Source organism: Bdellovibrio sp. SBM16 (assembly GCF_056175625.1).
This window is the reverse complement of the sequence record NZ_JBJKJG010000001.1, coordinates 677,210-697,633: the sequence shown is the minus strand read 5'-3', so window position 1 is coordinate 697,633 and position 20,424 is coordinate 677,210. Positions and strand designations below refer to the sequence as shown.

The 20,424-nt window shown below is 41.3% G+C and carries 21 protein-coding genes and 1 pseudogene; 5 read left to right on the top strand and 17 right to left on the bottom strand.

The genetic code is table 11. The annotated features are described in order from the left end of the window. Positions 1 to 32: 32 nt before the first annotated feature. From AC04MM_RS03160 to AC04MM_RS03120, 9 genes and pseudogenes are all read right to left on the bottom strand, one after another. The gene (locus tag AC04MM_RS03160) at positions 33 to 707 is read right to left on the bottom strand and encodes a hypothetical protein (RefSeq protein WP_475378858.1); all 675 of its coding nucleotides are present in this window, start codon (positions 705 to 707) and stop codon (positions 33 to 35) included. Then, on the bottom strand, positions 707 to 1,402 hold the full coding sequence (locus AC04MM_RS03155) for a hypothetical protein (RefSeq protein WP_475379036.1): 696 nt from the start codon (positions 1,400 to 1,402) through the stop codon (positions 707 to 709). The genes AC04MM_RS03160 and AC04MM_RS03155 overlap by 1 nt, the downstream gene beginning before the upstream one ends. A gap of 15 nt (positions 1,403 to 1,417) precedes the next feature. Continuing rightward, positions 1,418 to 1,528 (bottom strand): annotated as a pseudogene (locus AC04MM_RS03150) (flagellar motor protein MotB); the annotation flags it as partial. Next, the gene (locus AC04MM_RS03145; protein ID WP_475378857.1) at positions 1,518 to 2,375 is read right to left on the bottom strand and encodes a motility protein A; all 858 of its coding nucleotides are present in this window, start codon (positions 2,373 to 2,375) and stop codon (positions 1,518 to 1,520) included. The gene AC04MM_RS03145 and the pseudogene AC04MM_RS03150, both read right to left, overlap by 11 nt. A 15-nt stretch (positions 2,376 to 2,390) precedes the next feature. Next, positions 2,391 to 4,058, bottom strand: a complete 1,668-nt coding sequence (locus AC04MM_RS03140; protein ID WP_475378856.1) for a hypothetical protein — start codon at positions 4,056 to 4,058, stop codon at positions 2,391 to 2,393. Then, positions 4,055 to 5,743 (bottom strand): hypothetical protein, encoded by a 1,689-nt coding sequence (locus tag AC04MM_RS03135; RefSeq protein ID WP_475378855.1) that lies wholly within the window; start codon positions 5,741 to 5,743, stop codon positions 4,055 to 4,057. Before AC04MM_RS03135 ends, AC04MM_RS03140 begins: the two co-directional genes overlap by 4 nt. Further along, positions 5,724 to 7,496, bottom strand: a complete 1,773-nt coding sequence (locus tag AC04MM_RS03130) for a hypothetical protein (protein ID WP_475378854.1) — start codon at positions 7,494 to 7,496, stop codon at positions 5,724 to 5,726. The genes AC04MM_RS03135 and AC04MM_RS03130 overlap by 20 nt, the downstream gene beginning before the upstream one ends. Positions 7,497 to 7,658: 162 nt before the next feature. Beyond that, positions 7,659 to 7,937: a hypothetical protein gene (locus AC04MM_RS03125; protein WP_475378853.1), complete on the bottom strand. Its 279-nt coding sequence runs from the start codon at positions 7,935 to 7,937 to the stop codon at positions 7,659 to 7,661. A 136-nt stretch (positions 7,938 to 8,073) separates the two neighbouring features. Then, positions 8,074 to 8,949 carry an NAD-dependent epimerase/dehydratase family protein gene (locus AC04MM_RS03120; protein WP_475378852.1) on the bottom strand — a complete coding sequence of 292 codons (876 nt, stop codon included), beginning with the start codon at positions 8,947 to 8,949 and terminating at the stop codon, positions 8,074 to 8,076. A gap of 83 nt (positions 8,950 to 9,032) precedes the next feature. On the opposite strand from AC04MM_RS03120, the gene AC04MM_RS03115 reads away from it, so the two are divergent. Both AC04MM_RS03115 and AC04MM_RS03110 read left to right on the top strand, forming a co-directional pair. Beyond that, a complete protein-coding gene (locus AC04MM_RS03115; RefSeq protein ID WP_475378851.1) occupies positions 9,033 to 9,362 on the top strand; it encodes a helix-turn-helix domain-containing protein in 330 nt (109 codons plus the stop codon). Between the two features lie 107 nt (positions 9,363 to 9,469). Further along, a complete protein-coding gene (locus tag AC04MM_RS03110; RefSeq protein WP_475378850.1) occupies positions 9,470 to 9,919 on the top strand; it encodes a deoxycytidylate deaminase in 450 nt (149 codons plus the stop codon). Between the two features lie 144 nt (positions 9,920 to 10,063). Here the strand turns inward: AC04MM_RS03110 and AC04MM_RS03105 are convergent, their stop codons facing one another. From AC04MM_RS03105 to AC04MM_RS03090, 4 genes are all read right to left on the bottom strand, one after another. Further along, on the bottom strand, positions 10,064 to 10,477 hold the full coding sequence (locus AC04MM_RS03105) for a hypothetical protein (RefSeq protein WP_475378849.1): 414 nt from the start codon (positions 10,475 to 10,477) through the stop codon (positions 10,064 to 10,066). Then, positions 10,470 to 11,675, bottom strand: a complete 1,206-nt coding sequence (locus tag AC04MM_RS03100; RefSeq protein WP_475378848.1) for a cation:proton antiporter — start codon at positions 11,673 to 11,675, stop codon at positions 10,470 to 10,472. The genes AC04MM_RS03105 and AC04MM_RS03100 overlap by 8 nt, the downstream gene beginning before the upstream one ends. A gap of 447 nt (positions 11,676 to 12,122) precedes the next feature. Beyond that, positions 12,123 to 13,391: a putative Na+/H+ antiporter gene (locus tag AC04MM_RS03095; RefSeq protein ID WP_475378847.1), complete on the bottom strand. Its 1,269-nt coding sequence runs from the start codon at positions 13,389 to 13,391 to the stop codon at positions 12,123 to 12,125. Between the two features lie 8 nt (positions 13,392 to 13,399). Further along, a complete protein-coding gene (locus AC04MM_RS03090) occupies positions 13,400 to 14,170 on the bottom strand; it encodes a 4-hydroxy-tetrahydrodipicolinate reductase (RefSeq protein WP_475378846.1) in 771 nt (256 codons plus the stop codon). A gap of 316 nt (positions 14,171 to 14,486) precedes the next feature. Here AC04MM_RS03090 and AC04MM_RS03085 point away from each other — a divergent pair, with 316 nt between their 5' ends. Beyond that, a complete protein-coding gene (locus tag AC04MM_RS03085) occupies positions 14,487 to 15,434 on the top strand; it encodes a hypothetical protein (protein ID WP_475378845.1) in 948 nt (315 codons plus the stop codon). A 184-nt stretch (positions 15,435 to 15,618) separates the two neighbouring features. Here the strand turns inward: AC04MM_RS03085 and AC04MM_RS03080 are convergent, their stop codons facing one another. Together AC04MM_RS03080 and AC04MM_RS03075 are read right to left on the bottom strand one after the other, a co-directional pair. Further along, positions 15,619 to 16,716, bottom strand: a complete 1,098-nt coding sequence (locus AC04MM_RS03080) for a tyrosine-type recombinase/integrase (protein WP_475378844.1) — start codon at positions 16,714 to 16,716, stop codon at positions 15,619 to 15,621. After that, complete coding sequence (locus tag AC04MM_RS03075; protein ID WP_475379032.1) at positions 16,706 to 16,903, bottom strand: helix-turn-helix domain-containing protein; 198 nt, start codon at positions 16,901 to 16,903, stop codon at positions 16,706 to 16,708. The genes AC04MM_RS03080 and AC04MM_RS03075 overlap by 11 nt, the downstream gene beginning before the upstream one ends. Before the next feature lie 772 nt (positions 16,904 to 17,675). On the opposite strand from AC04MM_RS03075, the gene AC04MM_RS03070 reads away from it, so the two are divergent. After that, entirely contained in the window at positions 17,676 to 17,879 is a 204-nt protein-coding gene (locus AC04MM_RS03070) for a DUF4160 domain-containing protein (protein WP_475378843.1), read from the top strand. Then, positions 17,872 to 18,102: a hypothetical protein gene (locus tag AC04MM_RS03065; RefSeq protein WP_475378842.1), complete on the top strand. Its 231-nt coding sequence runs from the start codon at positions 17,872 to 17,874 to the stop codon at positions 18,100 to 18,102. Before AC04MM_RS03070 ends, AC04MM_RS03065 begins: the two co-directional genes overlap by 8 nt. Positions 18,103 to 18,208: 106 nt before the next feature. On the opposite strand, the gene AC04MM_RS03060 is transcribed toward AC04MM_RS03065, so the two are convergent. Together AC04MM_RS03060 and AC04MM_RS03055 are read right to left on the bottom strand one after the other, a co-directional pair. After that, a complete protein-coding gene (locus AC04MM_RS03060) occupies positions 18,209 to 18,724 on the bottom strand; it encodes a hypothetical protein (RefSeq protein WP_475378841.1) in 516 nt (171 codons plus the stop codon). Between the two features lie 305 nt (positions 18,725 to 19,029). Then, positions 19,030 to 20,264, bottom strand: a protein-coding gene (locus tag AC04MM_RS03055; RefSeq protein ID WP_475378840.1) for an IS3 family transposase whose coding sequence is annotated in 2 segments (ribosomal slippage) — positions 19,030 to 19,910 and positions 19,910 to 20,264 — 1,236 coding nt in all. Because the reading frame shifts where the segments join, the coding sequence is not laid out codon by codon here. Positions 20,265 to 20,424 lie beyond the last annotated feature (160 nt).

Here is a 20,424-nt window from a genome sequence, read left to right as displayed (position 1 = left end):
GAAAAACCTTGCTAGCCCCATGTGCTACTAGGTTATAAATCTGTAGAATCTAATGCAATCTTTTTTTTGCTGCTGTAGTATGCGACGACCAAAGCAATAATGAGAATTGGAAGACCGATATAAACTAGACCACCCGGCGAAGCATGCTCCTCCGCGGAAGCTGGTGCCCGGTCAGCGCTAACCAGAACTTTTTCAACGGCAACCTCGTTGGTTTTTGCCAGGTGCTTATCAAGGCTATTCTTTCGGATTTGACCCTGAACTGACGCAATCTCATTAAACGTCGTCTTGGCGTGGTAAACTTTAAACTGTACCGAAGGACTGTTTGCAAAATCAGATACCTGGAACCGATTAAGCGCCAACACCTCAAGCCATGCATTCGGATACCCGACATGCGCGTCCAGTTTTTCTTTATAATTATCTTTAAATACTCTGACCAACTGATAAGAGCAACGCTCTAACTCATGGGTGTTAAGAACTTTTCCGGCCTGCGCTTCGGCACGCGGCCACTGCGAGTGAAAATAGACAAATTGCCCTGGAACTAATCTGCTACCGACTGATGGATCGATTTTTTCAAGATCTTTCGGATTGCCGCCAAGTCGTTTTACGGTTTTACGAACAGCCGAAAGGGTATCACCGGGTTTAATGACATAAACCGCATTAACCGTGACACCGTTTTTTACAAAAGCTTCGGCTTGATACTTTTTCATTAATCAATTTTCTTTAAATTAATTTTTTTACTTTTCAGACGATTTTCATCATCATCTTTCAAAGTCATTTTTTCGATCAGTTTTTCCTGACCGTTAATCACCATATATAGCGAAACTTCACTTGCCGTTTCATCACCGCGGCTATTATATAACGAGACGTTAAATGTATATTCACCTTGTTTAGGCGCCGTGGTTTTAAACATTTCAACACCCGGTCCGCGGTCAGAGTCATTCACAAACTCATCTGCATCATTTTCCGCAAGTTTACGGTTTTTAAAATTAAGCTCCTGCCCTGAAGGAGTTGTCACTGTCATATCAACGTCATGACTGCGGTTGGCCCATTTAACAAATACGATCACGCTGTTTGCCTCAGAACCGGCTGCCGGCTTAACCGATGCCACTGTTCTGGTGATTTCCTGCATTTTGGCCTGTGAAACTTTCGAGCTTTGCGCAAGCTTCATCATCGCCATATCTTTGGTACTGATTTCATCCTGGGCCTGTGCCAATTGTGAACGCAATTTATTCATTTCCGAATTAAGTGATGCGATAATACGTTTTAGCTCGTTAACATCAGAAGATTCAACCGCTTGTTGCAGCGACTGGGTGTTCTGGTCAACAGCCGTTGACTGAAAACCTTTTTCCGAGATTTTTTTCAACTCTTTTTCTACCGCCTCAGCGACAGATTTATTCTTCATAGCAAATGAATATAACATCACGAATAGACCGAATAATAAGGTCATCATGTCAGAATAACTGACAAGCCACTTCTCATCTACGTGAGGGACTCCGTGCGAATCACTATGCTTCTTTCTACGACGCACTCTCTACCTCATCTTTGACCGGCGCCTGAACCGCATCGGTTGGTTCAGAATATTTGGCAATAAACTGACCTAAAGCTTTTCTGACCGCCACTTGCTCATGGATATCCAGGCCAAATGTAATAACTTCGACGATCGACTCAAAAGAAGTGCCTTCTTTTTCTTTAACGATAGCTTCAGCGATAACTTCACGGATGTGGTTATCGTCTTCAGCCAACTGGAAGGCGTAATCGGCTAATGGTAAGAACACAAAGTTGGCCAAACCGATCCCCCAGAAAGTTGCCGTCAAGGCAACCGCCATGGCTTTACCCATAGCCTCCGGACCGCCCGAACCTAAATTCGTCATCATCTGAATCATACCGGTCGAGGCACCTAAAAGACCCAATGCCGGCGGATACTTAGAAATATTCAACAGAACTTTTGCGTAAGCCTGGTAGCGGATTTTAAAGTTTTGCACGCGCATACCCATAGCGTCGTAAACCTGGTCGGCTGTCATGTGTTTTTCACGTAACAATAAAAGACCATCTAAAACGAACTTGTGATTATACTTACGCTTCTTCGCATCGAAAAACGGTGATTTGTTCTGGTAAAGCGAAGTTAATAATTCGTAGATAACCTCGATATCATAAGAACTTTTCTTTAAGAAGAAACCATAGATTAAAAAATCGATAAGTTCAGAAACCATCTTAAACGAGTAAGATAGTAACGTGATCGCCACCGTACCGCCAAATACCAGGGCCAAGGCATGTGTATTGAAAAAGATTGTAAGATCGGAGAATCCACTGAAGATACCCGCATACATCACAAATCCAAGAACAATAAGACCGAACCATATTGATCTAATTTTCATAACCGTTCCCCTTTTTTAGCTCGCCGCACTTAAAATTTCGCGTGTACGATGTGTCATGCGAGCTACATCTGCAGACGCGTTGTCTGTAACAAAGTTAAAATACTGAGAGGCTGCCTGTGCCGTTTCAGCGGTCACCATAATCGCGTTTTCAACACGACCGGCCTGGTACGCCATTTTTCTGATCTCAACAAAAGGTTTACCAAAATACATCATCTTGCCGGTCACCGGGCTTAAATGCACCGTGGCTTTACCTTTGGCTGCCGTCATTTTGTAAGATTTAAAAAACAAAAACTTTTCAGAACACTCTTTTAAATACGCTTCAATATCAAGTAGCGTATTTAAACCACGTAAGTCAGTTTGCTCATGCTCATCAAAAAGACCCCATGTTAACACCATCGAACTGTTTAACTGGGTAAGCACAACACCATTAGTTCTACTAATCAAAGTTTCTACATTCTTACGGATAGCATCGTACTCATTAACCATATCTTCGGGCGTGGCTTCCGGATTATCGCCAATCACCTCTAAATGCACCGCTAAGATCTCTGACTCACTTAGCTCTAAGTTCACAGTCTTGTAGTTTAACTTGTCAGCTAAATTTACGCGGTCGAATTTCTGGATAACTTCGCCGTACTTAGCACTCTTTTCTACATTCACAAACGTTGTATTAATGTGCTGTGATAACTGGTCAAACTCATCTTGCAAAACCGTATCAACGATCACCGGTACAATTTCACGGCGTTGCGCATAGGCATCAAGCTGCTTTACTAAGTGCTTCATCTTTTGCACTGCAAATAGCCCCATTAATGCGAGCAAAACCACCATACAAGAAAGTAAAATACCGATCGCTTTGGCGTAACTTGATTTAGCCAGATAGACCGATTGCCATAAAAACCCCTCCGGCGCTTCGGTTAACACATAAAAACCGGCAACACTTTTTACGATTGAGGCGTAATAGTTATTTGTCGAAACACGGTCCAGGTATTTTGTCTGAATCACGGATTTATTGTTTTTATTTAATTCAACTAAAGCCGGATGTTCATTAATATCTACTGATAATGAATCACCGCTTTGGGCCATTACCCCGCCTACGGCTTCAAACATATACTGGCTAAACCCAGGCACCGGCGTAAATAGCGACTGAAACCGCTGTAAATCTGCATACACGACACTCACTGCATTTTGCTCAGGTAGCGAGGTCACAATTGCCAGCAACTGCGTTTTTTTATCTGCAGCCGTTAACTTTTGCACAAAGTACTTTTCAAAATTTAAACGAGAAAACTCTAACGGGTTTGCGCCGACAGTTTCTTTAATAAAGTCATGGGTTAGACTGCGGTTTTTGATATAGTCACTGTTGGTAAAATTGGCCGTGACCGTGTATTTACCATCATTAATCGAAAATAGATCTACCGCCACTAAATCAGATTCAATACCTTCTGTACCAAAGCTTTCGCGTTTGACTGACAATTTCTGTAAAATCTTTTCCGAGGCCAATTGGTAGTATTTAATGCGAGCTTCGATTTCGTTTACTTTCGTCGCCGAAGACATATGTAACTGCTGCAGAGCATTTGCAACAATATAATCCTTAAGAATGGTTTCGGTGCGTGTCCACGAAAGTTTGGCAAAAACAGCAACAATCAACACCAAGCCAAAGAAATATTTAAACATGAGCTTTAATGTCATAAACTGGCCTCCATAATATAGCCCACATTAATATAGTGCCCTGATTGTGTGACTTTATTATTTCTTGTCGATGGATCAGTGAACTCATACTCACTTGATCTTAATAAATACCCGATTTCAAAACGGTCGCCGTTCGTTCCGCGGTTAAAAAGCGCGTTGATCGAATAATCAACACTTTGTCCCTGTTTTAAGTCTTGATTTTTTTCTTTGCTTAACTGATACACCGGCTTGAGGTAGCCGACACGCACATCGACCGCATATTGCGCCAGATAATTATACTGCACACTGGCGTTAGCAAAGACGTTTATAAAATGCTGCGAAAAAATGTTTAACTGGGTAGCCGACTGGGGGTCCGTCGTAGACTGAATTAAGCGGTCAACACCAAGCCCGGCATTTATTTTAAAAAGCGTCGGGTATGAATTATAATGCGAGTACTCCTGGCCAATACGCAAGTCGTAGATCAACTCGCCTTTACCCGGAAGCTTAAAGTAGCCGGCATTTAATTTATAATACTGATTTAAACTTTCAGTAAAACCAGGATCATTTTTGCTGTAAGAAAGATTTAACACCGGCCCACTGATTTCCACCACAGATTGCTGTGAAGGAAATTCTGATTTGTATTCGATATTTGAAGAAATCAGATTAAAGTGATGGTAATACTGCTGCGCTTTGGCTTTTACGATATCACGGTAGTATCGGTTTTCAGCCACTAAGGTACGGTCACCGGCTTTGATCGAAAAATCAATGCAGGCGTCACTTGAGTATAATTTACCTTTAATATGGGTTTTTACGCAGAAGGTGTAATCACCGCCGGCCCAAGACGCCGGAATTCTGAAATTGGTATTAAAAAACGATTGTGTGGAAAACTTCTGCATATCCAGCGGATCCGCGTTTTTTTGGTAAACCACGATACCGAATTTTTTAAAATCCGCAACGCGATTCCACGAAATTTCACGCACAAACGTATTTGCCGGCGTAATTACCCGCGGGCTTAACTTATCCTGCTCATATAATTCCAAAGGCAAGCTCTGTACGGCGATAACCTGGTTCTGGGCGTTACGCACGATAATCTTTGCCGTATAGGCACCCGACTCAACACCGGCAACTTCGGCTTCGGCAGCTTTTAACTCTTTCATTGAAACTACCGGAGCGTCATTAAAAATTTCACTCTTTTTAATATCGCGCGTAGCACTTAACGGATTAATTTCATAACGCTGTTTCTGGATCAGAGATAATTCATAAGAAGCCGCATCCGATAATTCGGTCCATTGCAAAAAGGCTCGGTTTTTATTCTGTAGGTCTTTACTGATACCCGCAATGTTGTCATCGATATTGGTAAAAGCCAGTTTGTAGTCATCAACGACGAATGAACTGAATTCACTCCAGTTCGATTCTGTTTCATCTGCAAAAATAACTTTAAAGCGTGAGCGATAACGGCCTTTGGCAAGATAGTCCTGCCACTGCGGTGAAGTTTGCTCATAGCTTTTAACCGCACCGGTTGCCGGGTGGATTTCAATGATATATTTTTTAGCGTTGGGTTCGGCCTTAAGGTTTAAAGCCACCTTACGTTTCATGTTCGGATCAACTTTTTCAGGCAGTGATCTTTGCTTGGCCTGTGCGTTTGCAGCCGACGAAAAACCAATCAGTAAAAAAAGTGTCGCCAGACTAATTCTTAATTTCGACATTTTCTACCTTTGGCGTAATAATACCCGACTTATCTGTATTAAAATCAGTCGGAGGAATTAACTTAATGTTAACACCTTGTTCAATAGTTTGATTCAGACTGGCCGGTAAACGGCTGTTTTTACTCTCTTGCGCAACCAGATTCTGGCTTTCAAAATAGTTTTTAAGTTTTTTTTCTTCGACACGAAATTTCACCTGGTAGAAGTCAATCGGCAGCCCCTTTAAGTTCAGGGCTTCACCTTTATTGAGAACACCGGTTTTAACGACTTTATTGTCGAATGCTACAACTTCATACGGATACTCATACAAAGCTGAAATCGATGCCGGGTCGATATTTAAACTGTAGTTGCGATCGGTAATGACTTCTTTTTTTCTGGTTTTTTCGTGTTTTGCAAACGTCAACACCTGTTTCGCAGACCGTTTTGTTAAGGTAACTTCATGCTCTAACGATTTACCTAAAATCTGCATTTTATTGTTGTACGGTTCGACGCGCACTTTAACCGGTGTCGAGGTATCGACCTTTACGTTGATTTCATCTGCGTCGACAAACAAATTCTCTTTAACCTGTTTAATGTCGCCGTTTTTATTTTCCTGTAAATAGATCAGCGTAACTTTGTACTTGGCAACAGGCAATTTGGTGATTTTCTTCCACCGTAAGTGCAAAATCGGATCGCGATAAAAAAACTGTTTCGACTCGGTATTTTCATGCCATTCAAGTACATCAGCATCAGCGCTTGCCAGTGGCGCAAAGAAAAATGAACGTGGCTCAGTGTAAACACCTTTATCGCTTACGACACGCCAGTAATAAAAACCGTACTCAGATGGCTTAAAAGCGATCTGATTTTTACGGCCGGCATCAAGCTCTGTAACCATCTGGCTATTTCTAAAGATCTGTACTTTAACCTTTTCAACGTTTGCAGCCTTAGACCACTTTAAAATAAAATCTTCTGGATTTAAGACGTTATTGATAACTTCTTTATCTGTTGGATATAGCAGGTTAATTTTTGATTTAAATTCGTTTTTCCAGAAATTGACCGAGCTTGTTTCAATGGCGGTATTATTTTCTCTGATAATAACCTGCCAGTAAAATTGATTCATCGTCCAGCTTTCTTTAAAACCGCCGGCTTCATAGGGATAGAATTTAACTAATTGTAAATTCGATCTGTCATCGCCGACCCAGAATTCGACCCAACGGTCTTTAACCTCAGAATCAACGCTCCATTTAAACTGCAATTGCGAACCTTTTTCATCAGCAATCAAAGCGATATCTTCAACTTTAAATAAAGCTGTGTCGTACTGCGCTTTTTGCCCTAATAAAGGTAACTGCGTGACCTGGCCGTTACTCTGTTCGAATAAGCTGATAACCTGATCAGCTTTCTTTGTTAACGCCACAACCGAACCCGAAGTTAAATAGAATTCATATTTGGCGCCATTCTTTTTTACCAAAACATCAGTAAATGGTAACAGACGCAGTTTATGCTGACCGACTTCAATCACTGCCGAAGCTTCTAATGTTTTAATCGTGTCGTTAGATAAAACCAATTGCCCGTGGATTGCTAATGTTCCCGCCGGTGACTGGGATTTTTTAACAATAACCGATTCACCGTCAGTAATGAGATAACCGACGATTTCGTGCTCGTTCTGAACATCAGTGTAACTTAAATAGAAATTAGATAATTGAAACGCAGCACCGCAGATCGCTGCCGTGGCCATGAAAATATATAAAAAACTTTTTAAATTCTTATAGACAAACACGAAAACGCTATCGGTGAAAATCGTGTCTTATTAAAGGGTTACACCTTCAATTCAAGTCCTAGGTACAGCAAAAACTGTTTAACTGTTTACACTAAATTACCTACGTCACCAGTAGTGCAAACACATTGCAGATTCTGCAACCGTTTTACAGGACCTACGTCTTCAGGACTTAAGACCGCAGAAGTCAACGATGTCGGTGTTAAGCCCTTTTTGCGAGGAACCGACCCATACATCGATCGTTTGTCCCCGCAACAACTGTGAATTTAAATTTGTCGTGAACGTCATACGTAAAAAATATCTTTTCTTGCGCTGGTGAAGTGTAGCGGTGCCAAGATTTTTTAAAGTAAGCACTTGCGTTTCTGGTTCAAAAGAAAATGTCGAAGTGATGGTTTTCCAGATCACCGGCAGCACAGCTTCCCTTAGTCTGATAAAAAATGGCATCCGGCAACCCCTGAAAGCGGTCGGTGATATAGCCGGGCCCCCAAATATCCTCTCCGGAAATCCCGCAGCCAGACGTCATCGCAACAAGAAGTAAAGCTTTTAACCAAATAAATAAGTTTTTCACTACCTGTTAAGGCTACAAATAATTTTTAATTACGGCAACTAGCCACTCGTGAATTTCTTGCGGTTTAAATCCCAGACCCAATGCGCATTCAATATTGATGAACCAGTCTTGCTCAACACCATAAGGTGATTTTTCATTCTCTGAAACAGCCTTCGAGTTAAGCTTTGCGGTTTTGCCGACTGTTTGTTCAATGGCCGTAATTAACTCACGCATACTCAAAGGATCTTTCGAAGCCATATTCACAGGTCCGGTAAACGCTGTATCCGCCAATAAAAATAAGCCCGCAGCGGCATCGGCCGCATGGATATACGACATTCTCGCCTCCAGGTTGGGAAAATACACCGGCTCCCCGCTATTAATACGGTCCACATAAAATTTAAGCCGTTCGGTGTAGTCGTCAGGACCCATGACAATCGGAAAGCGCACCGCTATGACCGGCATTGCCTCTTGAGCAAAGAATACCGCCTCGCACTGACGCTTTGCTTCGCCATAGTTTTCATCGCGTAAAAGCACTTTGTCATACCTGTGTGTTTTGGGATTAAACAGTTCTTCTTTGATATTTGCTCCCGGTGGGTAAACTGAAACCGTCGAGGTAAAAATATACTTCTTTGTCCGCCCGGAAAAAATCGCAACCGCTGCCTTTGCCTGGTGGGCATCAAAGCACACCTGATCATAAACGATATCCCAAGACTTATGTTGCACACTGTTTTTGAACTTATCCAGATCATCGCGGTCGCAGATAATGCGCGTGACCCGATCCTTAAAACCATCATCTAAATGGCCGCGGTTTAACACAGTGACACGGTCACCGTTTTTTAAAAGCATTTCAACTAAACGTTTACCAAAAAAGCGATTACCGCCAATAACTAAGACTTCTCGATTTGCCATAAAGCTATTCTGCCATCTCGTCTCACCTTAAGACAATTTTAAATGTTACGCCTTGCATTCGTATAAGTTCGAGCTGAAGGCATTTGAAGAAATCTTCAATAGGTATTGTGACCCTACCATCTGATAATAACCTGATGAACCACAACGACTTTCACCATTTGGGTCTGTATTTAAAAGAACTACGACTCAAAGCTGGATTAACACAAACAGAATTAGCTATTGCGATAAACATGCATAGCCAATTTGTTTCCAATTGGGAGCGCGGGCTGAGTGCACCGCCATCGCGTTGTTTTCAGGCAGTCTTAGATCTGTTGCAGGCCGACCGCGAAAAGGTTGTCAAAGTCATGCTCACCGATTCAAAAAAAATGATCGAGGCCAAAGTATTTGCGCCGAAGAAAAAAGAAAAAAAATAAGAAAAAAGTTGATTAATTCTAGGGCTGATAGCTCTCGTCAGGCCGCCGCAGACAGACAATATTTCAATTATTTTGACAATCAGCGTAAGCAGCTCTCATATAAGCCCATGCGCCCATCTAAAGTAGCCAATTTAATGAACCTCGCCGAAGTGGTAGCCCAACGATCTCACGATGCCGAAACACATGTCGGCGCTTTGCTTGTTTCAAATAAAACCGGAGCAATTCTGGCCACGGGCTTTAACGGATTTGTGCGCGGAACCAAAGACAACGAACTCCCAAACACCCGCCCCGATAAATATCCCTACATGGTTCATGCCGAACAAAATCTGATTGCCAACTGCGCCCGTCACGGTATCTCAATGGATGACTGCACGGTGGTGTGCACTCACTCGCCGTGTGTTGTATGTATGCGCTTATTATTTCAATGCGGTATTACCGAAGTTCTGTACAAGGTGTCCTACACCGATTCTGACAAAGTCAAAGAGATGAAAGACATCAAGGTTATCGAAATCCCAACAGAAGAACCTGGAATCAAGAAATTAAGATACGAAGTGTAGAAAAAAAACGGGGCGACCCCTCAGGCAGTGGAAAATCAACTTCACCGATGATCCGAAAGAAGCCTTGAGTCTCGTTGCTTGTCTACCCGCCGATCTCGTTAAGGACGGCGATCGCATCAAGGATACGGCACAATAACTTCTTAACTACACCCTCTTGTGTCTATTTGAAAATTCTCTTTGCACAACTGTAGCCGCATACCAAAACAGAAAAGCTGAGATCGTCAGAAGTTCATAAATGTCGACAGCTTCATCTTTTAGAATTATCAAAAGGCCAAAAATAAACACTATCACAATCGCAATTACGTTCTGTTGCAGTTTTTCGATTGTTAAGAATTTTGTTACGCAAATGGAACCAAGCCACAGCAGCGCAGCCACCCCGAGCAGATCAGCCCCTATCTGACGTTCGGCCCAAATCGGAAATAAACCCAACATGAAGACTAAAAATGAAAACAAAATCAGAGTAAATCCAAGTGGTCGCAGCGAAGAACTCTTATAAAATGTCGCGCCTAAAATGGCTGTCAATACAGCCGCACCGGTTAGTAGTAATCCATCAAACATATGCGCCTCCTGAAACGTCAAGATGAACCGGATCTTTAACATGCAGTAATATTTTTTTGACAGTAAAAATAAACACACCCGTTAACAATAGATTTAAAGCCAAAGTTAAAAATGCTACGATGATAAATGGCCCTGACATGCCATACCCCAAAGCTAAAGCTAACACGCCGGCACCGACTTCTCCGCGTGGAAATAAAGCTATGGACACCGCTAAGCGCTCTTTTAGGGTAGCTTCGTTTTTATAGCAGAAACACGCAAACATCTTTCCGAGATTAGACAACAGCGTCACGATCAGCACATGAACTGTGATCATACCGAAACTCATACCAGCGGCAGCACCGATATCATTGATGTTAGGCATTGAAAAACCGACGAGAAAAATAAAGACGCATGAAATAATAAACCCTGCCAATTCCTCGGCGTGAAGACCAGGGGCATCCTCACCGGGAATTGTTACTTCAGTGTTAGGCTCGGGCTTAAGAGCGCACCCTAACACAAATGCCGGAAGCAGCACTTCGATGTGTAAGCCGACATTTGTAGAGGCATCTTTCGAAAAAAAATAAATCAATTCGCTTATTGTCGTTAGCATGAAGGCATAAAGCAAAACATGTAGCCAGGTCGCTCGCAACTTTAGTCGTTTATAATACTTAAAGCCAAAAAGTAAAACAGCTGCGATAGCTGTCAGCACACCTCCTAATTGCCATACCATGCCAACCATCAAAATTTGTAACGGAATCATTAACATCACCGTATCTAAGTCATCGAAAATGGCGAGAATCCTGGTTTTTCGAAATACCCAGGTATTGGAAAGACCTGCTGCTGCTAGCATTGCAAATAAAATCCCCGCAGAAGTAGGTGCTGCAAACCGGCCCGCAAGAAAGGCATCTAACCACCGCGATCTTTCCCCACCTTGATTTTCCGGCATCAAAAAAGCAAAAAAGTATAACGAAACCATAACCCAAGGAAATGCGGCGGCAGTAGCCGCAACCAGATAATCGACGGCATACTGTTTTTTATTCTTTAGATTTATTTCAAATTCACGCCCTACTTCTATCATAATGTACGCCAAAAAAACCATTGTCAGAAATTGACGTAACCAGGAAAACCAGCCGGGATAATTTCCCCAAACCACAGGGATCAGCTGTGATAAAAGTAACCCTAAGGTTAAAAATAGCATTAAAAAAAGGATTCTTTTCATAGGCTGAATCCCTTGCAAAGCGGTGGCCACCGCAGATTTAATCTAGAAGCATTCTAAACATTGATTATGAGCTTGGAGAAGAACATGCAATCGCGGTTTTTACATTGCCAATCTTTACGAGTACGAACGAATAGACCCCAATATTAAATTTTGCAGCTACAGCGTGATCTATCTTTCTTTCCTCAAAAATATTCCCTGAATTTGTAGTGAAGGTAAAAAACAAATTCTTAGGAGAAATCTTTTTTAGTTTTTCGGACGAAAAGTTCTTCAAATCACATTTATCGGTTTTATAAATGGCGTACTTTCCGCCCGTAAGCTTTGTTGCTTCGAATTCCAAGTGTACGTCTTCTTTGCCTGCAACTGTCAACTAGCACCAAAGTAAGTGTTAGTTTGCTTTTAAGAAAACAATTCAAGGGCTCTCCTGCCATTTTAAAATTCATTCAAGATTTACAAAAACCAAAAACAAGAAGCGGCGACAACCGTTGGAAGTATCGCACCGACAAATAGTGATAACGGGCTAATTCCATCCGGACCAAACGATGAATTAAGAGTGCTATAACCTGCCGGATTAGGAGCGTTGGCAATAACCGTCAAACCACCTCCGACAACACTGCCGGCGACTAAAGCATATTTTGAACTATCTGTAAGATTTGGCACCTGGCTGCCGAGATAAGTAATCGCTGCATTATCTGTAAAAGCCGTCAACCCCATCGAACCCAAGTACAACGGCAAGGCCGTGAGTTTGCTTAAAATTGGCTCTAGCCACCAACTTTGATACCCGCCAATAACAACAAGGCCTGCCAAAAAAAATCCGACAAGAAGGGCTTCACGAATTTTTAATTCATCGTGGTATTCTTTAGTCACAGTGGCAATACCAAGAAAAAAGAGGAATATGCCTACGAATAAAACCATGTGGTGCGATGCCATAACAACCAAAGTTAGAATGGCCAGATGTAGAGCAGTTACCCAAAGCGGAGTCGCTTCTGCCTCTGCAATTGGAGCTTGGATATTCACATTCATAATTTCTTTTCTAAAACGGTAGCAAACTATTATCGTCGATATCACAATCGCAACGATCGCCTTCCAGCCAAAATTTAATAACATATGCGATAGGTCCCAATTCCACTTCGGTGCGACCATAAGAACCGGAGGAGCAGCATAAGGCGTAAGCGTTCCTCCAATCGAAACGTTTACAAACAATAGCCCAATTGTAGAATATCGAAGTTTGTCTGATATGTTATGTCTATAAAAATTCTTTAGCAAAATAAGCGCCGTCACCGTCATCGCCGCAGGCTCAGTAATAAAACTTCCAAGCAATGGGCCAACGATTAGCGTGGCCGCATAAAAGCTAAGATTTTTTTGTAAAGGAAGTAGATTTCCTATTTGTCGGATAATTAGTTCGCTAAGTTGTAAAATGGGTTTCGATGCACATATTACCATAATCACAAAGACAAAACCTGGCTCGGTAAAATTGCGCTGTTCAAGGTATGAAATCGCTTCTGTTGGCCCAGCAATGCACATAAAAAACAAAATAAATAGACCAGCCCAGATGCCAAAGACGACTTCAACTTCACCTAAAAGATGAAAAACATTTTCGCCAACAGAACCATCAGGATATTTATGCGATAGCCCCTGAAAAAACTTAACTGAAAAAGTGTGTAGAATAGCCAAAACAAAACATAGAGTTGCTACGTAGGAAATTAATTCTGATGACATAAAAATTCCTAAAGACTCAAATTTTTGAGGTGTTTAAGAAACTTTTCGTAGATAACATTCTCCATTTTATACGCCCCAGGATCTTTTGCCATCAGCCATTTCGCCGCAAATATGGCCCCCGTGCCAAAGGCAGAACGGCTTACACTTTCATGCGTCAATCTTATGGTTTGATACGGAAGACCAAAGATAACCTCATGTTTACCTACGACACCACCCACCCGTATTGAGTTAATGTGGTCGTTCTCATCTAAATTTAAATGTTGAGCTATCTTCAGTGCGGTCCCAGAAACTTCTTTCTTATTTCTGAAATGTTCTTCAACAATTTCAATATCAGCATTTGGAATAATCTGCTTAAGAAGCTTCGAGGCAATTAACAGCCAATTGATACCCAGTGTAATATTAGGTGATGCTAATACTGCAGTTTTTTGACCTGCCAATTTAACTAACTCCAATTCCTCGGCTGTGTAATTAGAAATTGCAGAAACAACTTTTACGCCATGGGAAGCCAAAATGTCGTAAAGCCTTGCCGACCCACCGACTGAAAAATCAATGACCAAATCTACAGGATTAGCCTTCAAAAATTTTTCGCAAAACATTTCTAAAGACACAAAGGGTGCAAATTTATCATCGTAACCTAATGAATGACTTGCATAGAGCGAGTTTGGGTTAACATTTTTTTTCAAGACCCATTTCAGATTAAAATCTGAATCTTTAACCAGCTCCTGAGCGACAAGGGTGCCTGTTTTGCCAAATCCGAATAAACCCACGTTTAATTGCATAGGATCGCCTTTCAGCGAAAAGCGACCCTACTTTTCAAAAAACTGCAAAATTGCACCCTTACTATTTGAATTTATACTCTATCATTATGGTGATGCAGAACCAGGGTAAAGAAAAAACGACTTGTTTAGTGTAAAAATCAGTATGTTAGACCAGGCCAAAGCAGACTTTTAGCTGTCAGTCATTATTTTAAGACTTGATAAAAATAAATCGTGATATACTTTATAAGAAGCAGCTATTATGTTACGTGCACGTGCAACTGATTCACTTCCCTGCTCAGTTTAAACACCGACCTAGAGTATTTACCTGAGGTTCACAATGAAATACGATCCAACAGGAATTTGGTTTGAAGCCTTTACACAACTAGGTGAACCCTCTGATATCCTTTTTGATTTTAAAACCAAGGATACCAATACACCGGTAAAGTACTTATATCCACATGCACTGGGTGATGCGACAGCTGCGGTGACTGAGCTATCTGCTAAATTTGGTTTTATTTTTTTAAAAGCTAAAGAAAAATCCGCACCGCAACCAATTTCATTTTTTACTTACATCAAGCAAATTTTGCTTTTTAACTACTACGCCCGTCCACGTTGGCAAAAACTATGGCCATTTACTCTGAGTAAAGCGACCACGACAGAAACCCCCTATGCCTTTTTCGTTGTTACCAAAGACGAACTGCTCAAGTTAAAACAGCGTTTGCAAACAGAAAGAATCAGTCTTAACACCTTTCTTCTGTACACGCTAAACAACGCCACACGCTCTTACTTAAAACCTATCCGTAGCGATTTAACCTGGATCGTTCCTGTGAATTTTCGCCGCGAGCTTGGCTTAGCTGTCAGTGCACCGGGAAACCAAGCAGCTAATTTTACCTGCAGCATTAAAGATGAGACCGTGTCGCAACTGCAAAGTAAAATCTCTGCATTACTAAAAAGCAAAAGACACTGGGGTGTGTGGTTATGGCAAAACAGTTCCGGCTATATGCCGTTTGCACTGGTTAAATTTTTAACGAAGATTCGCTTACATCCAAACTACAACGCCGGAGTTTTTACTAATCTAGGTGAATGGACGTCCCCGACTGAGTTTTCACATTTTACTTTTTTTGCCAACCCCATACTTTCGCATCCGGTTGTTGCCAGTAGTGTAGAACTTAACGGCCAACTTACATTAGGTTTAAGATTGTACCCCAGTTTTCCGCTGACGCAGACACAGCTCGAAGAATATCTGCAGGCGTGGAAGAATAACATACTTCGTTTTCCCGCATAAACTCCGTAACCATTTATAGAAGCGACTTTCACGGTTTATTCGTCTAGCCAACGAATAGCCAAATCTTGCCAAAGAGAGTTCTGATCTGCGATTTATACGGGGAAAAAATTGGGGCGATCAGCGGCAAGTTTGTAAGTACTTAATATTATTAAGACCGCTCTCTCCAAGTAGCAAAATGTAGCAACTATTCGACTAGTCTAAGCCTTGCGACCGCTGATTCTACTTTAGGTACCGTAAAATCCAACTTATCTGTTCCTCCGATAACCTCAACTCCTGATTTTCGAAAGTACATATTTGTTGTCTTTATGTCGCCATGCCCAACAATCGCCATGACTCGTCCTAATGATTCACCCTTAGCCAGCAAATTCGTAATAAACGAAGCTCTAAGGTCATGAAATCTAATCTGAGTAATTCCAATCCCTGCGCAGAACTCTCTTAAAACTCTGGCTTGCTCTCCGTTTTGCCACTCAATTAAGTGGGGTAAAACAGTGATCTCTTCGCCTCGTTCAAGTTTTAGATCAACTAAGAACCGTCTTAGTTCTTCTGATATTGGAACTTTACGAACACCTTTAGACTTAGTCGAAGTAATCCCAGCTTTTGACGTCCACTGTTTATTGACGGAAATTAATTTGTTTTCAAAATCAATATCCGTCCATTTAAGGGCTGCCATTTCACCAGATCGCATTCCGGTTAAAAGCCCTAACGCCCATATAGGGTAAAACCTGTGACCTAACATTTTAGCTTCAAGTAACAATCTTTTACCTTCAATCGGAGTTAATACTTGCAGTTTAGATTCAGGAACTCGAATTGTAATACCAATGCAGGGATTACGCTCGATGATGCCTTCGTCAACCGCTAGCTGCATGACTCTTTTTAGCGCTTTAAGCAGATTTCTGCGATTCCATTCAGTTTTGATTCCTTTGCTTTGAACAAAGACTAATTCATAAACGTCACTTTTAGTGATCGAATGAATTTCTTTATTTTCCCAATGCGGGAATGCCCACTTACGAATTAAACCGTCATACCACTGAATAGTTGATTTAGTAAATTCAAGCTTAAATCGCCCAAGCACGACATCAAACCATTCATGAAATCTAACAGGCACTGCGTTTTCTTTAGCTTGCGCAAGTTCATGTTTAAATTCAAATTCTACCGCCAACGCCTTTTTTAAAGATTCGATTTTTCTTTTACGTTTTTGAATTCTACGTCCGGCAGAATCAAATCCATTAACATAAACTTCGTAATATTCTTTATTTTCGCTAACATATTTCTTATAGGCCATGACAGCCTCCTTTCAAAATAAGTTGCATCAAATTCGAATACTTGAATCGTAGTCGTCGCCCCAGCTTGTAATAGGATATTTGTTTTCGACAAACCATTATCCGCAAAGCATTTTCTGACAACGATAACAACACCGCAGCTTCTTGTGTGCTACACCATTCTCTTCTGATTTTATTTTCAATGAACATTTTTGAACTTCCCTCGATATTTTCGAGTTCGTTCGTTTTATACATTAGTTGATTATCAGTATTTTTTCCAGTTGCTTTAGTAGATAGATGACTCTCATAGACATCATTATCCACAATTATTCCTTTCTTCTTTTACCGCCTTTACCCCGTATCCGTGACCACTTTCCATAAGACTATGTCGTTGGAGAGTGGTCACTGATCTTTAGAGGGGTAAACAGGTCAAAGAATTTTTAATTTGTTATTTATTTTCAACACCTTAACTTCGTCAGTCATTTTTCACCCTAAGCATACATACCGTGAATGCCACAGCATACGCTTTTATTTTTGAAATTTGCCCAAACTGGTTAGAACAAATTTGCAAAAACTAAAGCTAAATATTCGGAATGTTTTTATTCATAGTTTGTTCCCTCCGTTTCCAAGTTGATTAGATTGCAAAGTGATGAACGCAGGGATTGGCACGACCAAAAACACAAATAAGTTACTGAAATGAGTAAGAAGTTTTTAAAATTGAGTATTTGTATATAAATGCTTGCACTGGCGATTTTCCACCAGTCGTTTTAGTTTTATATAAATTTACGGCTATCTTGTGCATTTTTTGAGGTGGTGAACTTCCGCCAGTGGCGGAATCTTTATAATGCATCTGAGAACGAATTTAATTAAATGCCGCCCAGAATTATCCATTTTAGCAACAATTTTATTGTGTATATACAGTATATATAGTATGCTTTTACTCAAGATGACGCGAATAAAGGCTCTATCCTCTAAACATCTTGTGTACAAAATTAACGAAAACGACCACAGGCCACCGCACGTTCATATCGAAGGTATGGGTGCTTCTGTGCGGATTAATTTACTAACTTTAGAGGTAATGGATTCAGAAACTGAGTTTTCTAACGCAACTTTAAACCGGATTATTCGTGTTGTTCGTGAGAACAGACTTTTACTTTTAGAACGATGGGAGGAACTGCATGGCTAAAGATAAAAAAATTAAAACTGGTAGCGTGAATATTCCTATTGAGGATTTTGAAGACGAAAATATCACCGCCCACATTTCGATTAGACTACCTTTAAATCTGGTTAAAGACTTAAAGCGTTTAGCTTTAACCGAAGAGTATGAAGGCCGCTATCAAACCTTGATTCGTGAAGTACTTCAAACTTTCGCAGAAAAATCAAAAGGCAAAAAGAAAGCTGCTGGATAGTTTAAAAAGAAAAAGCCACAGATTTTATAGAAGTCTGTGGCTTTCGATAGTTAGTTTGTAAAATTCGCTAGTGTCTACCGAAGTCGTGACTTTTATAGGTTTTAAGCTATTTCATTTCACAGTATATTATATCAAAAACTGTTTCAGAATACTCACCACCCACGGGTTTTCTTTGAAGTCTAATTGTTAAATCTTTACTTGGATCTTCTGCTTTATCAAAGTTATCCATGTTAGCTACGTAATTCATGTTGTTTGTAAAGCCAAACTGAGTCCCACCTAATTCGCTTTGATTCCTGTGTTTTATTAATTCAAAATCAAGCTCAATATGAAATTCTTGAATTGATAGCTCCCCAGTGGTTTGCCAGCTTTGATAGTGATGTAGTTCGTCTACTACTTTTAGACATTCACATACATTACTGTTGTCTTCTGGGCCCGGAGCTAAATAGCAATCATTTTTAATATCCCACTCTATACATTTCTGCGATGAAAACGTATTATCTTTAGGGCCATTTAAATGTATTACCCCAACAACCTCATTAGTTGTAGAACATATGGCTGTATCAGCTGCGAGTGCTCGGGTTGAAATGATCAGCGGAAACAAGAATATTAAAATACTTCTCATAATAATTTCCTTGTTAGTCTTGAGATAAACAATCTATTTGGACATATTCAATTGGATTGTATTCTTGAGCGCCTGCAACTTCTATCAAGCCAATCGTCATATTTAATTTTTTAAATGTTAAACTTAATGTGTGATATTGAATTTCTTCTTGAGCCTCATCTTCTACTGAGGAATGAATATATGAAACTAGTACTTCTGTATCAGATATCCCACATTTATTAGTTAAACTAAGCTCTTTAATTTTCTCCTCAACTAAAGCTTTATAGAAATTGGTCGTTGGAGTTAACCCCTAAAAACAGGACCACTTAGCCAGCGGTTGTTGTTTGTTCTCGATACTGCCTCGGGGCCATCATCTTCAAGCCCCTATGCGGTGCAACTTCATTATAATCTTTGAACCACTTCGGTAAAACCTCTAGAACAGCTTCCGCATTGGGGATGCTGTTGACGTACACGTAATCTCTCTTAAAGGTTTTTACGAAGGCTTCCGCCATTCCATTGGATTCTGGGCTATACGCCGGCGTCGTGCAAACCGTGATCCCCAGACTTCGGATGAAGTGAATGGTCTCAGTGGCTGCGAACTGCGGTCCATTGTCAGAGAGCCACTCAAGACGATGTGGAGCCTGTTTATGGCCAGGGAACCTCTGGTCAAAGCATTCTGCAGCAAGGTCCCTGACAAGTTCGCCTTTGATCCCGACAGAACTTGCGGCCCAGCGGATGACTTCACGGTCGTGACAATCCATCACGAAGATCACCCACACAAAATCACCGTTCCAGCATCTAACGCCGAAAATGTCTGTGCACCACCGAAGGTCACTTCTCATTGTGATCACCTTGCCATCGTGGGTCTGCCTATAGGACTTACCAGTGTGTCGGGCCAGGCAAAGATCATTTTCACGCATGATCCGGTAGACCTTTTTGTGATTCACCGGCGACAGCCCCTCTTCAAATCTTTGGCGGTTTAATAAAGCCGTTACCCTGGGATATCCATATGTTGGCCGTTTATCGACGATCTCTTTGATGACAGGTAATAGATCGCCATCATCGGGTTGAGTCCGTTGTTTCATATTGGCGTTTTCCTTGAGTCTGTTGACGATATTAGAGCGAGCTATTTCAAAGGCTTCACAGATGTTGCGAAGGGAATATCGTCGACTCCCGGCAATGGCTGCCGCGAGATCAGTTTTTTTTCGCGCGCAAGCTCGATGGCATCCCTGAGGATCTCCACCTGTTCAGTCTTACGACCCAACATTCTCTCAAGATTGCGGATACGCTCCTTGAGTGCCTTTACTTCTGATTCTGGAACAACTTTTTCTTCAGATCCCACAGCTACCAACGCTCCATCTTCAAGTCTTCTACGCCAATAGAATAACTGACTGGGAGGTATATCATATTTTCTGGCAACCTGCGACACCGTAAAGCCAGGCTGGTAAGTCTCTGAAACTATGGACTGTTTTTCAGATGGGGACCAACGGCGTTTCCGCTCTTTGCCCAGAATCTCGGTTTTATAAGTTTTGTTACTAGTACTATTACTAGGTGTATTCATAGTCATACCCCTTTTTTAGAGGCCGACTAAGTGGTCCTGTTTAAGAGGGGGTAAGTCCACTGACAATCTATGCGGTGATTTACCGATATCCAGATGCTGAGCGGAAGCCGATGACTGTCGCTAAAGCCAAGGCTGCATCTAAGATCGCTGACCACGTTCT